Raw genomic sequence first — 26,004 nt, forward strand, 5'->3', positions numbered from 1 at the left:
GAAAAAAATCCGTCCATTCTGGTTGAAAAGTCGCACTTGCACCAGATCGAGCGGTATAACAAAGTCAGCCTTTTCAAAAAACACTCGAAACCATAATCAGTATCACTTTTGTTATTAAAATCTTCCAATAAAAAGTGAAAATAAAAGATGAAAACTATACCAACTTGTTTCCGTTACATTACGATTATATTACTATTCTTCTTAGTCTCTTGCAATCAAAATGGAGGTACGAACCAAGCGTCTTTGTTTGGTCTCTTAGCATTTGTCGGATCCAATTCACAATCCACCGATACTTCACCACCGTCAAATCCGACTGACCCCATTATTCCTCCCGTAAATACAACTCCTACACCTCCAGCACCTTCGACGGAAGTATGTGTATTAGGCACAGATGCATTTTATGTGAATGGGGATTCTGGGAATGATTCCAATGTTGGAAGTAAAACGGAACCAGTACGAACCATACATAAAGCAATGGAGTTAGCTTCAGCAGGTAAAGTAATTTGTGTCACATTCAAGTCAGGTGGAAATTCATATTCAGAAGAAGACATAACATTAACTGCAAAATCGGGAGTCAGCCTTTATGGTGGATACAATACTTCTTGGGTTCGTGATCAAATCCAAAATCCAACTAAGTGGAAAACGAATCGAATCGGCATTATGTATTCGAATTTAAATGGCGATGCAGAAATATCTGGATTTCAAATTACAGCGAAAGACCCAACAACACCAAACGAAAGTTCGTACGGAATTTTAGTCACAAGTGGAACGGCAAAACTTACGATTAAAAATGTAAATGTGCAAGCTGGCTCTGTCCCGCAACTTCCTTCTTCAACACCAGGATCAAGCATTGGCATTTTGGTCTCAAACTTATCTCACCTAATCATTGATACATCAGAAATTCGCAGTGGAACAGCAGCTAATGGCAGCGATGGAATTGATGGAACCAATGGTATAGGTGGTGGGAATGGTGGGGATGGAACCAATGGAAATATAGATAATTCTTCAATTAATGCTCTGGGAGGACTTGGTGGTGTAAATCCCTCCTTTTCGAACTTGAATGGTTATGCTGGAGGCCGTGGAGGAAAAGGGGCTGAAAATGGAATCAGTGGTCTTGGTCCCTGTGGGGGCACAGGCTCAATATACAATAATTCTACTTCGACTAGTTTCAATAATCCTGGATTAGCACCTAACTGTGAAGTTGTAAATGGAACATCTGGAAACCAAGGAATGTCCCAATCAAATTTAATTGGTTCATTTTCGCCCTTTTACACTCCTTTGAACGGTTTTGATGGTGAAGATGGATCTAACGGGACTCCTGGAAGTGGTGGCGGAGGCGGAGGCGGACAATCTTGTTTTTTTTGCGTTAATGGAACTGGAAACGGAGGGGGAGGCGGAGGTGCTGCTGGAAGTAAGGGTAATAAAGGAACTGGGAGTAAAGGAGGAGCATCTAGTTTTGCAATCGTATTACTAAGTTTAGGTGATGTTTCTTTATCTAACTCAAGGTTTATTTCAGGAACTGCTGGTAACGGAGGATTGGCTGGCAAAGGTGGAGAGGGAGGATCTGGAGGCCTCAAGGGAAACGGTGCAAGTGTTGGTGTAGGTGAAGTTGGTAAAGGTGGAGACGGTGCTCCTGGTGGTAAAGGAGGGAATGGGGGAGATGGCAGTGCAGGTAGTGGCGGATCTTCCATTGCTCTGGTTTTACAATCAGTTTCCAGTTTAACTGCAAATCAAAATCACTTCCAAACAGGCACAGCTGGTAATGGTGGGTCAGCTCGCAATTCCCATTCGGGGAACGGAGGCCACTCCATTGGGGTCTATTCTACCAATGGAAATTCATACACTCTCAATGATTCTGTATTCCTGTTAGGTAATGAAGGAAGTAATGGATCCATCACTGGATCAGGTATGCAGTCATCTCCTGGCCAAAAGAAAAATCTGAGTTGGGAATAAAAAGGCAGTTCGATTAATCGAGGAACATTTAAGGTTCCTCGAAGCCAGGTCTCGTTTTAACTTCCAAGAAGCCTTCCTCAGCCGGATAATTGAGATATCTAGATAATGTTACGATTCTGCCATAACAAACATTCCGATACTGAATATTAAAATCAAATAATACATTTGGCGGTGGTGAAACTGAAACATTGGTTTCATAGTAAACTGATTTAATGCGTCCATCACTTCCGCGTAAGCGAAATGTCACATCCTGCAATTCATTTTTTCCATTTCCATAACTCAATTCATCTAATCCTGTAAATCTGGTTCCATCAGTCGGAGAAAGGATATTCCCACGAAATTCATCAATGAATGGAATGTATGTAATTTTTGGAAAAAATTCAAGGACGTTTGTATTGGTTGAACCAATAAACTGATTCCATATTAAATTTCCATTCCAATCAAATTTTAAGAGGATATGATTTCGATAATTTCCTGATGGATAAAATTGATAACTATGAATAGGATTTCCAAATCCACCTGCTGAATTTCCAGAAGCGAAAATACCATCTGATCCACCTGTTAATGTATTAATGTCGCCAAGATTAAAAGATGTACTTGAATTTCCTAAGTAAGTTACATTTTGAATTGAATGATTGTTTATCGAAAGGTTCGCAAGAACGATTCTCGAATATGAAGGTAACGGATGTCCTGGAAATCCACTAAAGTTATCTTGTGCTGAACCACCAATTAAAATATTATTATTTGGTCCTAGTTCTGCAGTTGATATTTCTACACTATTAATGGAAGGTAAATATGTTTGAGTGGTGGGTGTACCATCCGATTTTAAAATTGCCCATCCAATCTCCCTTTGACCAATGTTCGTTCCATCCGAAGCAACTTTTGTGCTTGGGAATTCTATAAATCCTGTTGTGTCGGGTGTATTGGAAGAATTTGTATTATGTATAAAAAATAGATGGATTTGGTCGTTTTTATCAACTACCAGAGCAAATTTATTTAGAAGAAACGAGTTCACTGGTAAATCGAGATATGTATGCCAAATACGATTTCCTTTTTGATTGTATCTTGCTACCAAAAAGGCATCTGTATTAGCTTTGCCAGAGATTGGTGTTCCTTGTGTCCCATTAACGTTGGTATAAACAACTATGTCCCCGTTAGACATTTCTCTCACTGGAGCAAAATTTACTTCTTCAGAAGTAGAGGTAGTTGGTCCTAAATAATCTAGCCATTCAATTTCAAAAGTCCTTCCATTCAATATAAAGACAATGACATTCATCGTTGTTCCTAGTGTGCCTGAGAATGAATACTGAATTCCACCAGTTCGTCCCTTCCAAGTTACATCTTCAAAAACACCTGCAGTCACTGCTAAATTTCCGTTCTTTAGTAATTCGAGGGAATAAGGAAATACCTTATAACTTCCACTTCCCAAACGCACTGATCCTCTTGTATTCGGATCACACAACGTTTTTAAGTATTCATTCCATAAAGCCGTCTCAAAATAACTTCTGGATCTTGGATCACTTGGATTGTTTAAATTTAATTTACAATTTGTGATCGTTATCATCAAAACTGAAAGATGAAGGAGTAATGAAATGAGAGTATAAAATTTAGACAAAATATTCATGAATTGAGCCATCGCCAAACTCGAATGTGAGCTGGAATTTGTTTATGATTTTAGACATGTAACGAATAAAATTCCTAGATTGTTCCTCAAGTTTTTTTACAATTCAATGAATGAAAATCATTCACGTGTTACGTTTATTCCCGAGCGGAAAATCGCTACAAACTTCGCATTACATGTATCTTGCGCCAGCGATTGCAGCGGAAATCCTTTTGCGAAGCAAAAGATTGGAGCGTAAAGCGCAGTCTTGTTACAGTGAATTTGAATTGGTCCATCCAATGGAGGCGCCCATTTTGACGAGCATAAGTCGATGAATTGAAAACGATGTTTGAAATGGATTATATCAAAAGGGAAATTGCTGTTTGGTAAATGGAATCATACTCTTTTTTTCGTTTGGTCCATGTCCAGTCCAGTTGCATGATGTTATGAACAACTTGCCTTTTTTCTTCTGAATGATACAGATCTTTTGCTCGTTCTAATGCATAACCCAGCGAACCCGCGTCATTCGGTTCAAAGACAATTCCAGTTTTGAATCTGGGATCAATCGATTCCTCAACTGTATCCCTTAATCCACCCACACGTGAAACAATCGGAATGGTACCGTAGACATGACTATACATTTGGTTGAGGCCACAAGGTTCAAAGAGTGATGGCATCAGGAAAAAATCGCTAGCTGCTTCAATTTTATGGGCAAGCGCTTCATTGTATCCTCGGTAAAAATAAAATACATCTGGCATCACATCCGATAAATGAAAAAAAGCTTTTTCGGTTTCTGTATCCCCAGAACCTAAAACCACATAACGGTGTGGTAGGTGGCGTCTTTCCAGAAATGCCTGTAAAAATGTAGGGAATCCTTTTTGGTAGGTGAGTCTGCCAATCAGACCAATGAGTGGTGTTTCTAATGGCAAATGGGGTCTACCGATTTCTTCATAAAGAAGAGTTTTGTTTTTTAATTTTCCTACTTCCCAATCCTTAACCGAGTAGGTTTGGAAAATTCGTTTGTCAGACTTTGGATTCCATTCATCTGCATCAATGCCATTTAAAATTCCTGTATAATCCGATCCGCGTTTTTGTAAGGCATAACTCAGACCAAATCCATTTGGTTCCCGTAAGGTTTCTTCTCTGTAACCTGGGCTTACGGTTGTGATTTGACCTGCAGACAAAATCCCTGCCTTCATATAATTGCATTTTTCATTGTGGTCAAATGGACTAGTGACAAGGCGAAAGGGATCTTCTTTCAAAAAACCAGTCATCCAAAAGGGATGGTCCCCTTGGTACGCAAGGTTGTGAATTGTAAAAACAGAAGGAATGGAATGGCTCGAATTTTTTTGTAAGGCGAGAGACAAAGCAGTATGCCAATCGTGGGCATGGAAGGCATCTACTTGTAAGATTTGGCTTAGCGCATAACAAGCGTAGGAAAAAATGGCAAAACGGTAATGTTCGTCTGTCGTTCCATAAATGGAATCCAAACTCCGAAACAATTCCGAATCAAAAAAATACAACTTGATCCCAGATTCATCTGCTTCCCGGAACCTTGCTTTTGTGAGTAAACTCACAGTTACTGTTTCCTCGTTCGCATCTTCGGGTAGGATGGCCTTATGTTCTTTGCCGGTCCAATTTGGTTCTTTCCCCATCGATCCAATGAGAGGTAATGCGACATAAACTTTTTCTGTCTTCGCCTGTTCTTTGGTAAGGGAGGCGAGCATGTCCGCAAGACCACCCATCTTGATGTAGGGAAAATATTCTGCGGATGCGTGGAGAATCTTCATTTTCTGTTATTGACACCGACTCGCAAAGTAAGAAGCTAGAAAAACACAAAGTGAAATCGAGGAGAGATCCATGTCAGTATCTACTAATCTAAAAGGCCTTGCTGAACTCGGCCTAAAACCGTCCGAAGTCTTCCATAACTTATCATACGAAGAAATTTACCAGCACGAATTGAATAACAAAGAAGGTGTTACTTCTGATAATGGAACAATGATGGTGGATACCGGGATTTTTACGGGTCGTTCCCCTAAAGACAAATACTTTGTCGATGAACCTTCTTCCCAAAACAACATTTGGTGGGGACCGGTAAACACAAAAGTTTCCGAAGCGATTTTTAACGAACTCTACGCAGAAGTCACAAAATTCCTCGATAACAAAAAATTATACGTATTCGATGGCCACGCAGGAACCAACGACGACACACGTATCTCTCTCCGTGTGGTAACAGAAAGAGCTTGGCAACACCACTTTTGCACGAACATGTTCCTTCGCCCAACGAAAGAAGAACTCGCAAAACTCAACCCAGAGTTTACAATCATCAATGCTTCTGGTTACAAAAACGCAAAATACAAAGAACACGGCCTCAACTCTGAAGTGTTTGTGATTTTCCACTTAGCAAAAAAAATCTGTATCATCGGTGGAACAGAATACGGTGGGGAAATGAAAAAAGGGATTTTCTCTGTCATGAACTACTACCTTCCACTCAAAAACGTTCTTACAATGCACTGCTCTGCAAACGTTGGAAAAGACGGAGATAGCGCACTTTTCTTTGGTTTATCTGGAACAGGAAAAACAACTCTTTCCACAGACCCAAATCGTAAACTCATCGGTGATGATGAACATGGTTGGGACGATAACGGAATCTTCAACATTGAAGGTGGTTGTTATGCAAAAACCATCAACCTCGATCCAAAAACAGAACCAGAAATCTATGCAGCGATCCGTCGTGATGCACTCCTCGAAAACGTTGTGTATGATGCGACAACGAAAAAGGTAGATTATTCTTCTGCGGCAAAAACAGAAAACACTCGTGTATCTTACCCAATTTTCCACATCGACAACATCCAACCAGGATCCAAAGCAGGTCACCCAAACACTGTGATCTTCCTTACTTACGATGCATATGGTGTATTACCTGCAGTGTCTAAACTTTCCATCGAACAAGCGATGTATCACTTCCTCTCTGGTTACACAGCGAAGGTAGCAGGAACTGAGCGCGGTGTGAAAGAACCACAAGCAACTTTCTCTGCTTGTTTTGGTCAGGCGTTTATGACTCTCCACCCAACTTTCTATGCAAAACTACTTGGTGAAAAAATGAAAAAACACAAAGTAAATGCATACCTCATTAACACAGGTCTTGTGGGTGGAAAGTATGGTGTTGGAAAAAGGATGAACCTTCCTGCAACTCGCCAAATCATCAATGAAATCCTCAATGGAAACATTGAAAAATCCGAGTTTGAAAAACACCCAGTATTCCAAGTGTCTTTCCCTAAATCCGTAAATGGTGTGGATTCTCATATCCTAAACCCACGTAACGCTTGGGAAAACAAAGAAGAATACGACAAAACAGCGCAGGACCTTGCGAAACAATTTGTAGAAAACTACAAAAAGTATCTCACTGGTTCCAAAGAATTTGATTTCAGCCAATACGGACCGGTAGCGTAAGTTTGTTGTAGAATTTCAAAGAGACCATCTAGCGAAGTTTAGGTGGCTCTGAACTTCCTTTTGATGAAAAGGGACTATGAGTGGAAAACCATCCTTGAGAAATCTAGGATGGTTTTTTTATTTTCTTGGGAAACATCCCAAAACAGGAAAGCCACTCTCGCTAATGCAGGGTGGCTTTTTTTATGAGGATTGTATGATGCCTTTGTTACCATCTTTTTCCCGAGGCATTGTTTGATTGTCGAAGGTTACCCTGCAGTTTTGAAGTGACTATCTTTACTCTGTCATTTTGGCGCCTCGCATTTGTTCGATGATCCAGGTCCATCGAACACCGATCGGGCTCCCTTCGGGGTGCGCTAACGCTTCCGTCCCCAGCCATCTAACGATGGCAGGTGACCAAGCCCTTCGGATCCCTGGCGCGGGTTACCAGATGAAGAGGGAGGGTTTGTTGGAGTTGGCACCGTTTTGAGTGACAACTAAGAGTTTTCCATTAATATGATCCAAGATAGCATTAGGAGTATAACCCGAATTATTCCCTTGTCCCGTAGAAATATCAGTATGGGAACAACTAGATCCATCCAGATTGCATTGGAATAAACTTGGTTTGTAGTTATTGGCATTATTTTGAGAGATTACCAATAATTTTTTATTGAAAGTATCAATTACTGCAGAAGGATAATTACCCGAATTTATCCCCTGCCCAGCTGATATGTCCACATGCACACCAGTCTCACTTGTCCCTGGAGGTATCGTCGTCGTAAATGCACTCCCTTCCAACATAGACAAAGCACTTGCACCAGCAGGGCTACTCGCCACCACCCTAAAGTAATACAATGTCCCGCCAGTTAAACTTGTGATGGTCGCATAAGGATTTGTCACTGGTCCAAAACTTGTGGATGCCGTTGTAACGCCAGGGCTAGTGCTATAGTACACAGTGTACGACGTTGCTCTACTGACTGGCCACCATTGCACAACAGCACTCGTTCCCCCAGCTTGTGCTTCCACAAAGGCAGGTGCGTCCGGTGGTCCCACATCGAAACTTTGGTTCCCACTTGAACTTAAATTTCCTGCTAAGTCACGGGCCAGGTAACGCACTTGGTTACTCCCATCGGAGAGTGCCACTGGTGTTGTATACACAGATCCATTTGTCACGGCTCCACTGCCATCAAACGTTGGTTCTGTGCCATTTAACGTATAAATTATTTTATCACATCCCGTTCCGTTTGTATCAGAACAACTGAGTTGGAGCTGGGTTCCCGTTGTAAAAGGGCCAGCACCAGAAGGAGACACCATTGCCACAACAGGTGCAGTTGTGTCTTTTCTGGTAGTTCGGGTGGTCGATCCAAAACTTCCCACTAAGTTTGCCACACAGATGCGGATTGTGTTTTCACCTTCACTAAAATGAGAATTTGAAATCGAGGAATTGATCTCCGTTGTTGCTATGGCATTTCCTGTAACATTGGCATCGTTCCCCGAATTGGAGAGAGCCGTTCCATTGGAACAGTTCGTTCCACCTAATCGAATTTGGTAAGGACCCGCTTTGGTTGATTGCCAGCTTACGGAAGCATGAGAGGTTCCGTTGATGGCTTGTGTATGCGAATTGACGGTAACGGTCGCTACTTCTGTATCTACGATATAATTTTGAGAAACCACATTGGATACATTTCCCGCTTGGTCACGAGCAATAAACTTTGTATAGGTGGTAGCACCATCTGTCATAACAAGTGCAGAATTGTACAAATTTCCACTGATGATAGTTCCTGTACTTCCTTGGATGTTAGGATTCGTCGGAGAAGAGCCAACTAATACTGAATAAGCGATTTTGTCACACCCAGAACCTCCTACGTCCGAACACGAGGCAGAGACAGAGGTAGCTGTTGCATAACTCCCAGCACCTGGACTTGTGGTGACTGTAGGTGGTGTGTCATCTCGCCTGAGGCTAAAGGAAACAAATCCAGTTAGCCCATTGGATCCTGTAACGCAGATCCTATAGGTTTTGGTTCCTTCGCTAGTAAAATTGGTATGGGAACGTTGGAAGGATTGATCGGCATTAGCAGTCACATTCCCCGATGCCACTTGTGTTCCAGAAGTACAGTCACTTCCTTCTCGGATGACATAGGAGCCGGATCGATTGGTTTGCCATGTGGCAGTGGAACTTGCAATGGCACCGGCTTGGGAACTGATCGCAGTTGCCGTTTGACCGACAAGGGTGAGAGCAGGAACCTGAGAATCAATCGTATACGTAATGTTTAGTGGTGCCGATAGGTTTCCTGCCAAGTCACGGCAGAGGGCTTGCAATGTATGATTTCCTTCCGTAGATAGGGAAATGGATTGGGAAGAACGATTCACCACCGTTCCCAGTTTTGGTGAGAATGTTGGGGAAGAAGCGTCCATCGTGTATACAATGAAACCTGGAGCCTGATTATCAGAACAAGTGAGAGTTGCCGTTTGAGCAGTGGAGTATGTGCCAGCTAACAAAGAACTGGTGAGTGTTGGAGGTGTCGTATCGCTAAGGATTGTCACAATGGCAATGTCATTTGGTGTTCCATCTCCATCGGTATCAAATCCAAGTGGGTTCCCATTCGCATCAACAATGATAACGACAGGACTTCCTGTTCCACCTGGGGCTGTTGTTAAAAATCCAGGAGGGTTAGGACTGATGAAGTAGTCGGCATTGCCGTCACCATTACTATCGACGGCATCAGGAATTCCATCATCGTTGGTATCTAAGAGGATAAGATTGGGAGTAGTGCCACCTGTGAGATTGATCCCATCGGAAACCCCATCCCCATCGGAGTCTACAAGAGTGGCGTCCGTTTTCCCATCACCCGAAAGATCAAGTGCAGTGCCAGGGGATAAATCTTGAGAGGAACTCGTGCTCCCACCAATGAGTCCAAGTAAAAAAACAAAGGGATTGAAACCTTGTTGCGAGGAGCCATCGGGGAGGATTCCTACACATTGGCTCGAAAAAAGAGTTAGAACAAAAAGTAAGTAAAGTTTGTTTCGCATAACAGAGGCCGTTTTCAATTACAAATTTCCAAATCTATATTCGGAAATTCTAATCAAGCAAATGGTCTCCTTGCCCTCAATAGAAATTTACAGTGAAGGAAAAAAATTCAATTTTTTCCGTTAAAAACGTTCTGAAAACTCGTTTGCACCGTTTTCAGCGGTTTTGTGAAACAGAGGGAGTGGTCCGGATGTTTTTTTTATTTCTTAAATGGCATCTCACCCAAATAATCTTTTTTTCCAATCTCCACACCGTTATGACGGAGAATCGCATAAGCAGTTGTGATGTGGAAATAAAAATTTGGGATCGCATGATGGGTAAGGTATTCCCATCCCGTTAGGTATTGTCCTTCCCACCGTGGTTGAGACACTTTCATTTCCGAAACTGTTTTAAAATCTGATTCTTGGTAACTATCTAAATACTGGAGAATTGATTGGATCCTAACCTTCAGTTCATTTAAATTTGATTCAGTATCATCGTGTTTGGGAGCCTCTTTGCCCGAAATACGAGCTACACAAAGTTTTGCAGTATCACATGCAATTTGGATTTGTTTGGTCAAAGGAAATTGGTCAGGGAAGAGTCTTGCATTCAGTAAATTTTCAAAAGGAAACTTTTTGGCTTCCGCATGGGATTCTGCTTTTTCTAGAATATTCAGTAAATTTCCAAGTCCTTTTTTGAAGGATTGGACAGTCATTTCGTAGATCATGGATTGATTCATAATTCTATTCATTGGAAGAGAACATATGAAATCAATCCATTAAATCATATAATCTAAATGGCAATACCACCAGAGAGGATTAACTCTAAAAAACCAAAATTTTGTGAGGCACGATTGGATCCTCCACTTGTTAACACATCGGTGAGATCAATGTAACCACCCTTCCCACCAAATTCAATGAAATAAGTTCTAGAAAATTCATATCGAGTTGCGACATATCCAGATACACCATACCCAGAGACATGGAAATTATTGTTTTGCCCTTTGCCTAACACGCGTACGTCGCTACGGCAAACTACTGGTCCACCACCAATAGAGGATACCAAACTAATGCCACTAAGTCCATCAGCTGAAGTATAAAGAGGAGTGATCCATCCAAAATCTAAAAATAGATAATTTAAACCATCAGTATGTTCATACTTTAGTATATCAGGTGTTAACGTAATAGTTTGGTCCCCACCATGGTATCCTGCCATTTCTTGTACATGTCCAGGAAAAAGATAAATGAAGGCTGCAGCTTCCGTTGACAAGGCAAGTTGATTTTTGGCAATCACACCAGGGTCAATATAACCTGAATATTTGACTGGTTGGCCAGGTGTGACTACATACTTCATATGATCTTGGCCGAACGATAAAAAGAATCGATCTGTAAAGTAATACATAAACTTTACATTGTATTGAGGAATTTCAAACTTGGATGGATTCAGATAAACATCTGCTCTGAACGATTCTGGTTTATCTCTGGCATCAACAGACTTTAGTGTGTAACGGTACCCTGGACCACGAAAGTTGATATCACTTTGTGTGAAATAATCTCGGTTATAACCCCATAGGATATTCCAACGTCCTTTTTTATCATGGATGGTCAGCGGGGTTTCATTTTCTTCTGCCCCAAGGGATGGGTTTAGTAAGAGACATAGAAGAAAAATCGAAAAGGTATAAGGAAAAGAACCACACACTCGCATGATTCTGAGAGGAATCGAATCGAACATATTGTCACAATCTAAATCATAATGGAATTAGAATAGGCGAATGTATGTTTGGTTTAGGAAAAATTAGTCTTTTTTCAGTAGGGATAAATACTATATTTAGTTTTGTTCGAATTCGATCGCGCCTTTAAGATCAGCATACATTGCCTTTTTTTCTGAAATTTTTATTTTGTTTACATCCTCGGATTTACGGAATTTGGGCGCCTCCAATTGGTTAGGTGACTTTACTATGATCCCAAACCGACCGGGCTTCCTCCGGGGTGCGCTGACGCTCCCGTCTCACCCAATCTGGGTGAGACCGAGCCCTTCGGATCCCTGGCGCGGTTACTACCAGATGAATAGACCTGGGCCAGAATTGCCTCCATTAATTTGGGTAACTGGAATTAATAACATTCCGTTGATTGGATTCAAAATAAGTTTCGGGCTTAGGAAATTACCACTACCTTGTTGAGAAGTGGTAATTTGAGTGAAAACAGTTGAAGAGCCATCCTGATTTCCCCGAAATAAATTTACTTTGCCATTATAATCGGTAACAACTAAAAATTTCTGATTGGCTGAATCAAAAATGATAGAACGTGTATTGCCTGCTGATTGACCGGTTGAAATATCAGAATGACTGCACATTGTTCCATCCAAATTGCACCGAAATAAGCTAAGTTTTGAATTATTTGCAGCATTAGCAGTGACAACCAAAATCTTCCCATTGATTGTATCTAAAGCCATACTTGGAGTATTGCCTGAACCATTGCCTTGACCAGCAGATATGTCTGTGTGTGAACATTCAGTTCCATCCAAATTGCATCGAACTAAGCTTGGTTTATTATTATTACCTGCATTTCGAGACACAACTAATAGTTTTTGATTGAATTTATCCAAGGCGACACCTCTATAGATACCGCTCATACTTGTAATTCCTGCTGATATATCAGTTACTATACATCCTGTTCCATCCAAATTGCAACGTATTAAAATTAGATTACCAGCTCCATTGTTGTTTATTGTGACCACTAATAATTTTTGATTGATTAGGTCTAAGACTGCATTTGGAGAATTTGCAAAATTCATATTCATTCCTGATGATATATCTGTGTGAGTACAAGATGTTCCATTTAAATTGCACCTAAATAAACTAAACTTATTTCCGTTTTCAATGTTTAACGTTGCTACCAACAACTTTCGATGAATCGGGTCAATGACAGCACTCGGGTAGAGAGCTGAATTCATACCTTGACCAGCAGAAATATCGGTGTGAGTACAACCAGTACCGTTATGGTTGCATTGGAATAAGCTTAACTTTCCGTTATTTGAGTTATTAGTTGCTACTGATAAGAGTTTCTCATTGAAAGAGTCAAATACTGTGCTCAATTCAAACCCAGATCCTAAGTTTTGCCCAGTAGATATATCAAAATAATTTCCAACCGCACTGGTCCCAGCTGGAATTGAAGTAGTATATGCAAAAGATTCAAATAGCGAAATATCACTAGTCCCGACAGCATTATTTGCCACCACTCGAAAGTAATACAAAGTCCCTCCGGTAAGTCCCGAAATTGTAGCATACGGACCTGTTACAGGACCATAACTTGTGGATGTTAGAGTCACTCCTGGATTATTATCATAGTACACTGTGTACGATGTTGCTCCAGCGACAGGCCACCACTGTACAAATGCTGAAGTCCCACCAGCCTGTGCTTCCACAAAAGAAGGTGAATCAGGAGGGCCCACCTGGAAACTTTCATTTCCAGTAGAGCTAACATTTCCTGCCAAGTCCCGAGCCAAGTATTTAACTTGGTTGGATCCATTTGCTAAAGCGACAGGTGATGAATACACAGTTCCATTGGTAATCGCTCCACTTCCGTCAAACGTCGGTTCTGTGCCATTCAAAGTATAAATGATTTTTTCGCATCCACTTCCACCAGTGTCAGAACAACTGAGTTGGAGTTGGGTTCCAGAAACAAAGGGGCCAACTCCAGAAGGAGATGCCATCGTCACTACAGGTGCAGTAGTATCTTTTTTAGTCGAACGGGTGGTAGATCCATAACTTCCAACAAGGTTTGTTACGCAGATCCTAATGGTGTGATCACCTTCGCTAAAATGCGAGTTTGCTATCGTAGTGAGTGTATCGGTTGTGGCAACAACATTGCCAGTGACATTGACATTGTCCCCTGAATTAGACAGAGCTGTTCCGTTTGAACAATTGGTTCCATCTAGCCGAATTTGAAATGGGCCAGATTTTGTACTTTGCCAGTTGATTGATACATTCGACAAATGATTGATAGTTGTTACATGAGAATTTACGGTAATGGAAGCTACTTCTGTATCAACAGTGTAGATTTCTGAACTAACATTGGAAACATTTCCCGCTTTATCACGAGCTACAAACTTCGTGTAGGTGACTGACGCATCTGACATGGCAAGAGCTGCATTATATAAAGTTCCATTGGAAACAGTTCCAGTTGTTCCTTGTATTGTTGGATTTGCAGGAGTAGATCCAACTTGTGCCGCATAAGCTATTTTGTCACATCCCGAACCACCTGTGTCGGAACAGGAGAGAGTAATGGATGTGGATACCCCATAGTTTCCTGTACCAGGATTTGCTGTTACCACTGGTGCAGTATCATCTCTTTGTAGACTAAAAGAAACAAATCCTGTCAGTCCATTCGAAGCAGTCACACAAATGCGGAAGGTTTTCGTACCTTCGCTAGAAAAATGAGTATATGAACGGACAAAACCTTGGTCTACGTTTGCAGTTGCAGATCCAGAAGATACAATCGTTCCAGAATCACAAGAACTCCCTTCACGTATCGCGAATGAACCATCCTTATCGGTTCTCCAAGTGGAAGTAGAGCTATTTATCGCATTCGCACTTGCACTAACGGAAGTTGAAGATTGGCTCACTAAAGTGAGAGCAGGGATTTTGGTATCGATCGTATAAACAATGCTAATCGGCGTAGAAAGATTTCCTGCAAGGTCACGACAAATTGCTTGGAGGGTATGACTTCCTTCAGTAGAGAGAGAAATTGCTTGGGAAGCCTTAGCAATGATGGTGCCTTGTTTCGGTGAAAAGTTAGGAGTTGATGCATCCAGGGTATAAACAATGGATCCTGGTGCTTCGTTGTCAGAACAAGTGAGAGTTGTTGTTTGTGTGGTGGAAAAAGTGCCGGTTAACAAAGAACTGGTGATGGTAGGGGGAGTAGTGTCACTAAGGATTGTAACAATAGCCGTATCATTCGGGGTTCCATCTCCATCGGTATCAAAGCCAAGTGGATTGCCATTGGCATCGATAATGATTACCACAGGATTTCCGGTCCCACCAGGACCTGTTGTAAGAAATTTAGGAGGATTGGGACTAATATAGTAGTCAGCGATACCATCACCATTGTTGTCGACTGCATCTGGAATCCCATCACCGTTTGTATCAAGTAAGGTAAGGTTAGGAGTCGGACCACCTGTTAGACTGATTCCATCAGAAACTCCATCCCCATCGGAATCCACAAGGGTTGCATCAGGATTCCCATCTCCAGAAAGGTCAATTATTGTGCCAGGGGATAAATTTTGAGAGGAACTGGGACTCCCGCCAAGAAGGCCAAATAAAAAAGCCAATGGATTCAAACCTTGTTGTGATGTGTTTCCAGGGATTATACCGACACATTGGTTAAAAATTAAAAAAACAAATAGTAAAAAGGTGAGTTTGATTCGCATAACAGAAGCCGTTTTCAAATTTAAATTTCCCGTACAATATTAGGAAATTCTAATCCAGCAGAGGACTATTAGGCTCACAATGGAAAATTACACTGACTGAAAAAAAATCAAAATTTTCCGTTAAAAACGTTCTGAAATCGCCTTTCCACCGTTTTTAACGGTTTTGAACAAAGGATCAAGCGGTTCTTTAGTAACTTCCTCCGCTTCCGCCCCCGCCGGACGAACCACCTCCAAAACTTCCTCCACCACCACCCCCGCCACCACTACTTGATCCTGATCCAGAACTACTTTTTTGTTTTTTGGGAATGGTTTCATATTCGATTTCATGGTGTTTGCAATGAGCACAATTTCGTTTGACTTCCACTTTCCCCGAACTGCTGTAAGTTGCTTCTGAAAGGATTCTACTGGATTTACAAACAAAAGTTTCAAATTTACATTCAGGACAAATCTTGATTTTAGGAAACGAAGTGCCTTTGTAAATGTATTCTGGATTGATGTTCCGAAATTTTAAGATGGCGTGATTGCGACATGATTGGCAAACCCAAACATCATAGTCAACTGAGTTGACAATTTCTTCCGAGATTTGGCCATCCGACAAATGTTTGTTATCTGCTTCCTCTGAAAGTTTTGTCATCGTTGATCCGCATGTTTCACATTTTCTCGGAATATTCCGAATTGCTTGTAATCTCATATTTAACTTTTTCATTCGATGGTCGCCAAGAAAGATAAAGTAAACAATGATACTTGCGATGATGAGAAAGATAGAAACAGGGAAAAGAGCCTCTCCCAGATAAAGGGATAACATTGTAATGACTAAAATCAGTGGACTAATGACAATTCCATAGTATAAGATAAAATCTGTTTTGAGGACAATGTGGTATTTGGCAGTCGGAGAAGGCAAAATCCAAACGATGACTCGTTGTAATAGATTTAAAAAAATGAAAAGACCTAAATAACCAAGAACAAAAGTTGACTTAAAATGAAAGGATTCTTCTTTTTCTAATCTTTCTGTTTCTTCATATTTTTCATTTAAGAGCCGAGATTCTTCATCAGTCAAAAAGAAATTAGAAGTTGTATTGTATGTGTCAATCGTCTGTTCTAAGATTTGTTTTTCTTCTGAGGTAAGGTCGGTAAATTTTTTTCCTTTGTAATCATATACGTTGATTCGTTTGACATCATTGGAATTGGAAGTGTCGGAAGCGTCTGAACTAACATCATTGCTATGTGTATCACTGCCTTCTGACAATAAATTTATGACTGGAATTTCGGGGTGGTTGTATTTTTTAATGAGAGCGGCAACAGTATCAACATGTCCTTTTTGGAAGTTATCCAATTTAAAGGGAGGAGTAGTATAAATTTCTCTTATCTCACTGACGACAATGTCAGGAAGGTCACCTTCGAGTCCGTATCCAATTTCAATTTCAACTCTCCTTTGGTCAATGACTTGTAAAATTAAAATTCCATTGTCTTTCCCTTTTTTCCCAATTTTCCAATGATTGAAGAGAGCCACTGCAAAATCTTTTGGCACATAATTACCGATAGTTGGTAAAGTTACGACTGCAATTTCCAAGCCAGATGAACTTTCTTCAGCATTGATCATACTGTCGATGATAGTAGTATCTGTTAGGACTCCGGCACCGTCTTCCACCCAACTATTGCGAAGTTCTTTTGGGTTTGATACTTTGGCGACAAGTGCATCAATGGATTCTTCATTTGTATTGGAACATTGCACTGTTAAGAGGAGAAGCAGTGTGACCAGAACCAAGATCTTGTTTAGAAAGTTTTGTGAGTGTCTATTTCTATTCAGATTGGTTTTGGGAAGGGAAATGTAATGCTTACAAGTCGAAGTCAACTGGATCACAATCTGAAAAAACTATTTGAGATTCGTAGGTTTGTCAAGTATGAGTTAAATGAATCAACAGGGATGCATTGAGAAAATGCTTCTTTTTTGCGAAAGAATGAAGAGTATAAAAACATTCGTCCACTCTCCTTAAGGAGAGCTACAAGGAGCATTACAAGTATAGGAAAAGCTACGGGGAGAGAGTATTTTTCCGGAAGCAGACCTGATCCCTATACCGAGGGTATAACGATTTGTTCCAATTTGAAATCCAGATGAATTCCGAATTTCCAAAATTTTTCCATTGATCACACTTGATAAACTACCATCCAAACTGATCGTAGGTGAAGTGGAGACATTGGTGTCCAAATAGGTTTGCATATTGGAAGGGACTTCAATATCTTCAGTAAATGTAATTTGGATGATCGATGGCCATGCTGTAAATGAAGATTGGTCAAATGGATTTACAGCAAATACATCGAAGTAATTTGGTTCAAAACCAATCTGATAAAATTCAAGATTATTGATGCGAGGTCCAGCTAACGTTTGATTGGAAACTGAAATGATGCCAAGTTCTGGAATGGATAGAGTGAATGTAAACAATTCTACATTGGATTGAGACACTCGAATCCTTGTATCACCAGTGGAAACTTTCATATAAAACCTCCCACCATAGTTAAGGTCTACCGAATCTAATAATCCTTCGGATGGGTTGGAACGGCTCAAAATGGTAAGTGTGCCATTCGAAACGGCAATACCGTTTGCATCTATAATTTGACCTGTGATTTGGATGGATTGGGGGGAGAGAGCTGCAACAATTCCAAGGATTGTTATTGGGTTTGGTTCGGAAGAATCTTCAGGGTTCACAACTGTTTGTACAATTGGATTTAAGATACAAGAGAGTGATATACTAATAAAAAAGAGAATCGTTAATCGTTTAGAAAGGAATTTCATATGGTTACTTCGTTCTTCCAGATAAAATTTAGAAACTACAAGGAATTGAAGGTTCATAACAAAATTGAACCTTTCGTGGAGTTAACGATATACCTGTTGATGATTGAATGGCATTGGTCACTTGGAAGTTATAACCTGTATTCATTGTAAATCCTTCTGCACCAACAAAAGACATTTTGTTGTCTACGATGCCAAGTGCTTGGTACCCAACTGAGGGAGACGGTGAAATCTGTATCGCATTTTGGATAAAGGTAAGGTTGTTTGATTCAACATTTGCTGGTGCCATATTGAATTTTAGCACAATGGATCCTAAGGTGGAATAATAATTTTGTTTATCTAAACTGACTTCATTCATTTCACCATCGATATAATATAATCCAATTAATTCAAAAAAATCTGTTGGAGATGTTGCACTGATCAATTTTAAATTTGAGATTTCAATGGCTAATGATGTATTACTCACTTCTGCGGTGATCGTATTTGGCGATGAAACATTCAGAGTGAGTGTAAAGTAAGGTACCTCATTTTGCACTACATTCAGAACGATTCTACCCGCAAAGTAAGGTATGTAAAAACGTCCCCCCGAATCTGTTGTATACATTGGAATATTTGCTTTCGATTGAAGTGATGGATTGGAAGGATTGAGTGATAGTCCAGCAACAGCTACACCAAATTCATTTCGGATTTGCCCTGTGATCAAACCAGTTTGGCCATTCATACCTAAGAGTCCAAGGAATGCATTGTTATCTTTGGTTTCAGGAGGTGCGAGTATGGAATTTACTATAGGATTGAAGTAACAATTGCTAAAAGTGAAACATGAAAGGTAAATTAGAATGGTTGGAATTCGTGTTTTCATTTTCCATTTCCTAGCTCAATCTATTGATAAATGATATTATGAAAAAAATGGTATGTCAATAAATTATATTTTTATATTATAATGAGAACATTTACGGAGGAGTTAATAAAGTAAATTTTACAGATCGAGGAGTTAATGGAACATTTGTAGCAGAATAAAAGCCAGGTCCAAATTGAACTGTATATTGGGTGCTGTAAACGGAAACGTTAGTCATTAGAATAATGGTGTTTGGTGGCGATATACTTGGACTCATGATACTCATACCAGCGGGAGAAACAAATATATTATTAGCTACTAAACTAGATAAAGTTGACAAATCCCATTCCGGTACTGAATCTGAAAATGTAAGTGTTAGATTAGGATTCAATCCGAAATACGATTCGTTGTTTGCGGGACTTGTGCTAACCAAATCGAAAAACATTGGTTTATTTCCAGGATTGTACATAAATAAACTTTCAATTTCATAATTAACTGGATCGACAGTTTTTAATTGGATCATAGGTCCATTGGCATTGATCGTAAATGTCACAAGATCTTCTCCTAATTCTGTAACACGAATTTTTGTATCACCTTGTCCTATGCTTAAATAAAACCGACCAGACTTATCTGTGGTTCCTGAACTGTCTATTCCGAATACATTACCGTCAGATGACACCACGGTATATTCTTTATTTTCTTGTGCGACTCCAGAACCGTTCCGAATGATTCCCGTGACATAAATAGAGGAAGATATTCCACTTAAACCAAGCAAGAGACCACTCTTATTTTCTTCTTCTATATCTGGATTCAATAGATCATAAACAAAAGGATTCAAATAACAATTTTGGAATAAAAGAATCGGTACAATAAAGATACCGATTCTTTTGCTGAGATTACGAAAAGAGAAATTTGTTATTTGTATAGATCTAAGATTCATGATTCAATACTTCTCTCCGTTATTTTTTCTTTTTCAAAGCTTCTAAGTCTTTTTCAAGTAATTCGAGTTCGTATTTTTCTTCGGCTTCTTTTAACTCTTGTTCGGTTTTAATTTGTTCAACGGCTTCTTCTTTGATTCGATTGATTTCCGAATCGGATACCATACGATATCCATTCCCTTCACAAACATCTACGATAATGGTTTTTCTTGTGACTGTAATCGCAAATCCACCAAGAAGAGTGATCGCAAGGTCTTTCCAAGTCGATGTTTGGCGGATACGAACGGGTCTACTATCTTTGGGCAAAAGAACATTCCAATCTGGTTCTGAGAATCTCAAACCACCAAACAACCAAAAATACTCAGGGTATTCTTGGAACGTTTGGCATTTTGCTAACTCGGGTGCGAGTGTAATCATATTTCCATCAGCTACAGAGGTAAGAACAAATGAATCCCGTAAACTATGTGTGACTTTTGTTCCTTCATTAGTTTTCGATCGATTTAATGCCTCTTGTTCTGCGAGAGCTTCACGTCTTTTACGTATCTCTTCTTGTTTAGCTGCGATTGCTTTTTCTTTTTCTAGTTTTCGTTTCTCTTCTTCTTCTTTTCTGATTTTTTCTTCTTCGGCTTCCGCTAAGTCTTTATAGAGAATTTTTAAGACTGATTTTTTGGAAATCACCATGTGTTTCCCATCTTGTGTATCAATTTCAACATTCTCAACGTTTTGATTGGTAATGATTCCTTTAACAGACTTTCCTTGTTTCAAAAGAACTGTTTGAACGGCTTGGAGAGGTAAATAAAGAAAGAAAATAAGAATAAGGAATGTTAGATTGCAGTTTCGCATTTAAAAATACCGATAAATCTAGGATTTCTCCTATAAATACCAGTCTCTTTCTCAATTGCAATTAAGAAATTTAAAGATTTTTGGAAATAACGTGTCAATTTTGCAACAAATGACTCCATCGAACCAGTGTTCTATTGAGTCATTCATTGCTTAAAAAAATAGGAAGACATAAATCATATAAAGAACATACCAATGTGGAATTAACTACAATTTCAATCGAGAGAGTAAAAATGAACGAAACTCCAAAATTACACAAAGCCCTTCATTCTGTGCATTTATGGGGTATGGCAGTCGGACTTGTCATTTCAGGAGATTACTTCGGTTGGAATTTTGGATGGTCAAATGCAAACTTTTGGGAGTTTGGAATTTCGATTGTATGGATAGCCATTTTTTATGTAATGTTTGCTCTTTGTTTTACGGAACTTGCAGCAAGTATTCCACAAGCAGGTGGTCCTTCAGCTTATGCTAAACGTGCTTTAGGTGATACATTCGGATTTTTTACTGGTTATCTCGTATTAGTTGAATTTTTATTAGCACCACCAGCTATTGCATCTGCATTAGGTGGATACATTCACTTTTTATTCCCTATCATTCCTTCATTTTATGCAGGCATTGGGATGTTTTTGTTATTGTTGCTCATGAATTTAACAGGCATCAAACAAACTGCAAGATTTGAATTATTTGTAACTCTCATTGCAGTGATTGGACTTTTATTGTATTTAGGATTGTTGATCCCATATCTATCAATGGATCAAATTCCGACTTGGAAAAAGGAAACAAATGTTTCTTTTTCAGCAGTATTCACTTCGATTCCTTTTGCGATTTGGTTTTTTTTAGCTGTGGAAGGAGTTGCTTTAGCAGCGGAAGAAGTAAAAAATCCTGCGAAGGACATACCGAAAGGTTATATCGCAGGTATCATCACATTACTTTGTTTAGCAGGTATGATTTATGGATTCACAGCTTCGGTAACAAATACAAAGGACATTGCTAACATTGAATATCCTTTGTCATTTGTATTAAACTCTTTGTATGGAACCGAATCAATTTGGCCCATTTTGTTTACTTTTATTGGATTATTCGGACTTGTAGCTTCTCTTTTTGGGATTATTTTGGGCAATTCAAGGTTGTTATATGCAATGAGTAAGGAAGGATACCTTCCAAAATATTTATCTCAATTGACCAAAGGATCGGTTGTCCCTCAAAATGCTGTCATCTCCGGTGGAGTTCTTGGAATTTTTTGTATGTTGTTTTTGAATACTGCAGAACTTATCACCATATCCGCATTAGGTGCCTGTGGAATGTATTTACTTTGTTTGGTATCTTATCTTTTTTTGCGAAAAAGAGAACCAAATTTAGATCGACCTTACAAGGCTCCTTTGTATCCAATTTTACCTTTAATTGCCATGGGATTTGGTGTATTTGCCTTTGGATCGGTATTTTATGCAGAACCGAAATTAACGATTGGTGTTTTTTTCGTTGGGATTGTATTGGGAATTGGACATCGATTGAACCAATCCCGTAACAAAACGATTAACTAGTGCCAAACTCAAGTTTGGATTTTTCAATTGTATCTTTGCAACGTTCTAAAAATAGACGGGATACTGAATCATCAGGATTTTTATCTAATAGGGAAGCAAAACCTTCTTTTGCTTCTTCAAAATCCTCCCTACGATAGGCATCAAGGGCAAGAGTGTAATCGTCTTTACAAGCAATCAATCGTTTCGATTTTTCTGGCTCATAACCATCTAACACCTCAACAACAAAAACCGATTCTGTTTTACCTTTGATATTCACTCGATCGAGTAAGCGGTAGTGAAACCCTAAATTGTCAGACGCCTCGATAAATGTTTCCGCACTGATGACGATCCTAGAAGAGAATAGTTTTGTGATCCCTTCAATTCTGGATGCTAAATTTACTGCATCAGAAATCACAGTTCCTTCCATTCGTTTGTGTTCACCTAAAATTCCGAGGGTTAAATTTCCTGTATGGATTCCTATACCAACTTCAATTGGAATATATCCACAATTTGCTCGATGGCTATTGTAAATTCGAATTGCCTCTTGCATTTCAACAGCAGCCTTTACCGCATCACTGATATTATACGGGAATAATGCCATCACTGCATCACCAATGAATTTATCAATAAACCCATTATTATGACGGATGATTGGTCCAACACGTTGGAGGTAACTATTTAGAAAATCAAAGTTTTCCTTTGGAGTGAGTGTTTCAGAAAATTCAGTAAAGGATCGAATGTCTGCAAATAATACAGTCATTCGTTTTTGAACTTGGTCTCCTAAGTCAACTTGCCTGATGTCATTTTTCCCTAAATGGTATAAAAATTCAGTTGGAACAAATCGACTAAAGGAAGAACTAAATTGTTTTTGTTCCTCAGCAAACTCTAAAGTTTTGATGATGTTTTGTCTGACAATTCTACCAAAAGTAAATACTTGTAAAAAGACAAAGATCACAACTGTGGAAGGACCAATGTAAGTGGTATGGATCACTGCTTGCGCATGTAAAACATCATTACTAGCTCCAATCAGTATGAGTCCAATTCCGAATAACAAAGGTTTCGCTTCCATCCTGCTTTTTTGATAGGCTCGGAATAAATAAAACAGAATAAAAAGACCATTTAATACAAATGCAATCGGGTAAATGGATGCAGTTTCTGTGAAATATACTGGTGGCAAAATGAGTCCCAGAGTTAAGATTGCTGAGAGAAAGTAAAAAACATTCCCAACCTTTTTAGAAAAGTCAAATGGAAAAATCGTATAAAAATAATGATAGAGTAGTGGTGCAGACCAATACCAAGATACATACTCCAATCGTAGCAGTGCCCAGTACGGCATGTCGATAAATTCGAGAACAATACGTTCGCCAGTTGATATGGTTCTGAGTAATACAGCCAAAGAAAACAAAAAGATTCCTAAAGTTTGTCTTCCGTCTCGATTGTAAAAATACATTACTAAAAAGAAAATTCCAACAAATGCAAAAATGGAGGACAAGATTGTTTCGTTTATTTTATGTTTGGTGAGACGATTCTCTGCTTTAATGTATGATGACAAAACAATGTCGTTCCAAACGCCACCTTTTCTATGAACATAATTGGCTACATACAAATCAATCGTGAGATTTTTATCATGTGGTAAAACAACAATGGTGGACTTAACCATCGGAAGGAACTGGTTGGTGTTACTTGCTGGTATCCCCGATCCACCATAGTACTTTCCATTAATATATATTGCATAAGAGGTGTCTTGTTCATGAACTGTAAGTGCCATTGTCTCTGGTAAGTCTTCTGGTAATTCGAGGTGCATACGAAAGGTTGCATGACCAAATCCAGAAAGTTTGCCGTAATCCATTTGATATCCGTTCCAATGTTGGGGCAAACTAAGGACACGATCCAAACTTGTTTCTTGGATGTTATCTGGAGAGGTATTCCAAAAAAACTTCCATTCCCCATTTAGAGCCACAAAAGGTTCCAATTGAAACGAATGATTCTTTAAATTGATAAACCCATTTTTTGCTTCTTTATTTACATTCCTTTCTTCTGACAGACAACTAACTAGGAATAAAAGAGATATCAAAATGAGTTTTTTCATCTAAGCTTGTCGTTTTGGAAAAACTGTATAATCCTGTAATTTTGTAAATTTCACTTCATCTCGTTTGTATCCGAGTAAACCTTCTAAGGTTTGGTAACGATTCATTCCCATACTGATCTCTATGTCTTGGCCAGTAAATTGTCCTGGGTGTTCGTATCCGCAAGAATGAGCTAAACTTAAAAGTTCTTTGCGAAACCCTTGGATGTATTTGGCAGCTCGTTTGCCTTTGATTTCTGGATCAACTCCGCGTTGTAACCACCAGTTTTGTGTGGCAACACCGGCAGGACAATGGTCTGTATGGCATTTTTGGGCTTGGATACAACCAATCGATAACATGGCTTCCCTTGCGATGTTGATGAGATCACAACCCATCGCAATGGCGACAACTGCTCGGTCAGGAAAACCCAATTTTCCCGAACCTATCCATACAATTCTGTCAGACAAACCTTCTTTTTGGAACAATGTGTACACTCTTTGGAATCCAATTTTAAAGGGTAAAGACACATGATCTGCATATGTAAGTGGGGCTGCACCAGTTCCCCCTTCACCACCATCGATGGTGATAAAATCTGGACCTTGTGAGGTACGTTTCATTTCTTCTGCTAATTCTTGCCAGAATTCGATTTCGCCAACTGCACTTTTGATCCCAACTGGCAAACCTGTTCCGGTTGCAATTTTTTCGATAAAAGACACAAGTTCTTTTACATTTGTGAACTCACTATGAGAGTTAGGTGATATACAATCTTTTCCTTCAGGAACATGTCGAATTGACGCAATCTCTGCGTTTACTTTTTTAGCAGGTAAAATTCCACCTTTTCCTGGTTTTGCGCCCTGTGATAATTTGATTTCGATCATTTTTACACAGGCATTTTTTCCGACTTTTTCTTTTAAAACATCTAAGTTAAATTTTCCAGAATTGTCTCTTGCACCAAAGTATCCAGTTCCAATTTGCCAAACAATATCGGCACCTTCCATATGGTAGTGGCTAAGTCCCCCCTCACCAGTGTTATGGTAAGCACCAGAATCTCTTGCTCCACGATTGAGAGCTAAGACTGCATTTTTTCCAAGGGAACCAAAGGACATGGCTGAAATATTGACGATGGAATAAGGTCTATAAGGAAATTTTCGGTTCGGCCCAATGACCTTAAGGCATGGTATACAACTCGGGTCACCGTTGTGTATGTAGGCTTTTGATTCAGGATAAGGAAATGCTTTGTGTTTGATAATGGGGTAACCAGGTTCGTATTGGATCTCTGTCGTTCCAAATCCAAAATTATTATTTTGGCCTTTGGCTGTTGCGTAAATCCAACTCCTTTCTGTGCGGTCAAATGGTCTTTCTTCTTTGTCATTGGCGACCCAGTACTGCCTGAGTTCGGGACCAATCATTTCTAAAAAGTAACGTAACCTTCCAACGATAGGAAAATTCCTTTGAATGGTGTGCTTTTTTTGTGTGATGTCTCGAAGGAAAACAAGTGCAAAAAATAAAAACAGTCCGACCCAAGTGGCAGAGAGTGGGTTTGTTTCGATCCAATTCAAAATTGTGTTCATCATTTTTGCATCCATATCTACCTTCGAACT

General features: G+C 39.5%; 15 protein-coding genes and 1 pseudogene. 3 read left to right on the forward strand and 13 right to left on the reverse strand.

Annotated elements, in window-relative coordinates:
- Positions 1 to 147: 147 nt before the first annotated feature.
- Positions 148 to 1,953, forward strand: coding sequence for a hypothetical protein (locus tag ND855_RS01635; protein ID WP_265356894.1), 1,806 nt, complete (start codon positions 148 to 150; stop codon positions 1,951 to 1,953).
- A 28-nt stretch (positions 1,954 to 1,981) separates the two neighbouring features.
- Here ND855_RS01635 and ND855_RS01640 read toward each other — a convergent pair whose 3' ends face one another.
- Positions 1,982 to 3,589, reverse strand: a complete 1,608-nt coding sequence (locus ND855_RS01640; protein ID WP_265356895.1) for a hypothetical protein — start codon at positions 3,587 to 3,589, stop codon at positions 1,982 to 1,984.
- A gap of 323 nt (positions 3,590 to 3,912) precedes the next feature.
- The gene (locus ND855_RS01645) at positions 3,913 to 5,343 is read right to left on the reverse strand and encodes a glycogen/starch synthase (RefSeq protein ID WP_265356896.1); all 1,431 of its coding nucleotides are present in this window, start codon (positions 5,341 to 5,343) and stop codon (positions 3,913 to 3,915) included.
- Positions 5,344 to 5,413: 70 nt separating this feature from the next.
- On the opposite strand from ND855_RS01645, the gene pckA reads away from it, so the two are divergent.
- Positions 5,414 to 7,006, forward strand: a complete 1,593-nt coding sequence (gene pckA / locus ND855_RS01650) for a phosphoenolpyruvate carboxykinase (ATP) (RefSeq protein WP_265356897.1) — start codon at positions 5,414 to 5,416, stop codon at positions 7,004 to 7,006.
- A 429-nt stretch (positions 7,007 to 7,435) separates the two neighbouring features.
- Here pckA and ND855_RS01655 read toward each other — a convergent pair.
- From ND855_RS01655 to ND855_RS01695, 9 genes and pseudogenes are all read right to left on the reverse strand, one after another.
- Positions 7,436 to 10,012: pseudogene (locus ND855_RS01655) on the reverse strand (chitobiase/beta-hexosaminidase C-terminal domain-containing protein); the annotation flags it as partial.
- 197 nt (positions 10,013 to 10,209) lie between these two features.
- Complete coding sequence (locus tag ND855_RS01660; RefSeq protein ID WP_265356898.1) at positions 10,210 to 10,728, reverse strand: DUF1993 domain-containing protein; 519 nt, start codon at positions 10,726 to 10,728, stop codon at positions 10,210 to 10,212.
- A 53-nt stretch (positions 10,729 to 10,781) separates the two neighbouring features.
- Entirely contained in the window at positions 10,782 to 11,720 is a 939-nt protein-coding gene (locus ND855_RS01665; RefSeq protein ID WP_407658689.1) for a hypothetical protein, read from the reverse strand.
- Positions 11,721 to 12,044: 324 nt separating this feature from the next.
- On the reverse strand, positions 12,045 to 15,416 hold the full coding sequence (locus ND855_RS01670; RefSeq protein WP_265359325.1) for a chitobiase/beta-hexosaminidase C-terminal domain-containing protein: 3,372 nt from the start codon (positions 15,414 to 15,416) through the stop codon (positions 12,045 to 12,047).
- Positions 15,417 to 15,603: 187 nt separating this feature from the next.
- Positions 15,604 to 17,064, reverse strand: a complete 1,461-nt coding sequence (locus ND855_RS01675; protein WP_407658729.1) for a TPM domain-containing protein — start codon at positions 17,062 to 17,064, stop codon at positions 15,604 to 15,606.
- 342 nt (positions 17,065 to 17,406) lie between these two features.
- Positions 17,407 to 18,264 carry a carboxypeptidase regulatory-like domain-containing protein gene (locus ND855_RS01680; protein WP_265356900.1) on the reverse strand — a complete coding sequence of 286 codons (858 nt, stop codon included), beginning with the start codon at positions 18,262 to 18,264 and terminating at the stop codon, positions 17,407 to 17,409.
- Positions 18,236 to 19,063, reverse strand: a complete 828-nt coding sequence (locus tag ND855_RS01685; RefSeq protein WP_265356901.1) for a hypothetical protein — start codon at positions 19,061 to 19,063, stop codon at positions 18,236 to 18,238. Before ND855_RS01685 ends, ND855_RS01680 begins: the two co-directional genes overlap by 29 nt.
- Before the next feature lie 91 nt (positions 19,064 to 19,154).
- Positions 19,155 to 19,979, reverse strand: coding sequence for an Ig-like domain-containing protein (locus tag ND855_RS01690; RefSeq protein ID WP_265356902.1), 825 nt, complete (start codon positions 19,977 to 19,979; stop codon positions 19,155 to 19,157).
- Positions 19,980 to 19,998: 19 nt separating this feature from the next.
- Positions 19,999 to 20,820 carry an LA_0442/LA_0875 N-terminal domain-containing protein gene (locus tag ND855_RS01695; RefSeq protein ID WP_407658690.1) on the reverse strand — a complete coding sequence of 274 codons (822 nt, stop codon included), beginning with the start codon at positions 20,818 to 20,820 and terminating at the stop codon, positions 19,999 to 20,001.
- A 230-nt stretch (positions 20,821 to 21,050) separates the two neighbouring features.
- Here ND855_RS01695 and eat point away from each other — a divergent pair, with 230 nt between their 5' ends.
- Complete coding sequence (gene eat, locus ND855_RS01700) at positions 21,051 to 22,358, forward strand: ethanolamine permease (protein ID WP_265356904.1); 1,308 nt, start codon at positions 21,051 to 21,053, stop codon at positions 22,356 to 22,358.
- On the opposite strand, the gene ND855_RS01705 is transcribed toward eat, so the two are convergent.
- Both ND855_RS01705 and ND855_RS01710 read right to left on the reverse strand, forming a co-directional pair.
- The gene (locus ND855_RS01705) at positions 22,351 to 24,426 is read right to left on the reverse strand and encodes an adenylate/guanylate cyclase domain-containing protein (protein WP_265356905.1); all 2,076 of its coding nucleotides are present in this window, start codon (positions 24,424 to 24,426) and stop codon (positions 22,351 to 22,353) included. The genes eat and ND855_RS01705 overlap by 8 nt on opposite strands.
- Positions 24,427 to 25,977, reverse strand: coding sequence for an FMN-binding glutamate synthase family protein (locus ND855_RS01710; protein WP_265356906.1), 1,551 nt, complete (start codon positions 25,975 to 25,977; stop codon positions 24,427 to 24,429).
- Positions 25,978 to 26,004 lie beyond the last annotated feature (27 nt).

The sequence above is a fragment of the Leptospira paudalimensis genome, assembly GCF_026151345.1.
Lineage (GTDB): Bacteria > Spirochaetota > Leptospiria > Leptospirales > Leptospiraceae > Leptospira_A > Leptospira_A paudalimensis.

Excerpts from the sequence above, each read along its gene's own strand:
- ND855_RS01635 (WP_265356894.1), top strand. The coding sequence starts at position 148 with ATGAAAACTATACCAACTTGTTTCCGTTACATTACGATTATATTACTA.
- ND855_RS01640 (WP_265356895.1), bottom strand. The coding sequence starts at position 3,589 with ATGGCTCAATTCATGAATATTTTGTCTAAATTTTATACTCTCATTTCA.
- ND855_RS01645 (WP_265356896.1), bottom strand. The coding sequence starts at position 5,343 with ATGAAGATTCTCCACGCATCCGCAGAATATTTTCCCTACATCAAGATG.
- pckA (WP_265356897.1), top strand. The coding sequence starts at position 5,414 with ATGTCAGTATCTACTAATCTAAAAGGCCTTGCTGAACTCGGCCTAAAA.
- ND855_RS01660 (WP_265356898.1), bottom strand. The coding sequence starts at position 10,728 with ATGAATCAATCCATGATCTACGAAATGACTGTCCAATCCTTCAAAAAA.
- ND855_RS01665 (WP_407658689.1), bottom strand. The coding sequence starts at position 11,720 with ATGTTCGATTCGATTCCTCTCAGAATCATGCGAGTGTGTGGTTCTTTT.
- ND855_RS01670 (WP_265359325.1), bottom strand. The coding sequence starts at position 15,416 with ATGCGAATCAAACTCACCTTTTTACTATTTGTTTTTTTAATTTTTAAC.
- ND855_RS01680 (WP_265356900.1), bottom strand. The coding sequence starts at position 18,264 with ATGAACCTTCAATTCCTTGTAGTTTCTAAATTTTATCTGGAAGAACGA.
- ND855_RS01685 (WP_265356901.1), bottom strand. The coding sequence starts at position 19,063 with ATGAAAACACGAATTCCAACCATTCTAATTTACCTTTCATGTTTCACT.
- ND855_RS01690 (WP_265356902.1), bottom strand. The coding sequence starts at position 19,979 with ATGAATCTTAGATCTATACAAATAACAAATTTCTCTTTTCGTAATCTC.
- ND855_RS01695 (WP_407658690.1), bottom strand. The coding sequence starts at position 20,820 with ATGCGAAACTGCAATCTAACATTCCTTATTCTTATTTTCTTTCTTTAT.
- eat (WP_265356904.1), top strand. The coding sequence starts at position 21,051 with ATGAACGAAACTCCAAAATTACACAAAGCCCTTCATTCTGTGCATTTA.
- ND855_RS01705 (WP_265356905.1), bottom strand. The coding sequence starts at position 24,426 with ATGAAAAAACTCATTTTGATATCTCTTTTATTCCTAGTTAGTTGTCTG.
- ND855_RS01710 (WP_265356906.1), bottom strand. The coding sequence starts at position 25,977 with ATGATGAACACAATTTTGAATTGGATCGAAACAAACCCACTCTCTGCC.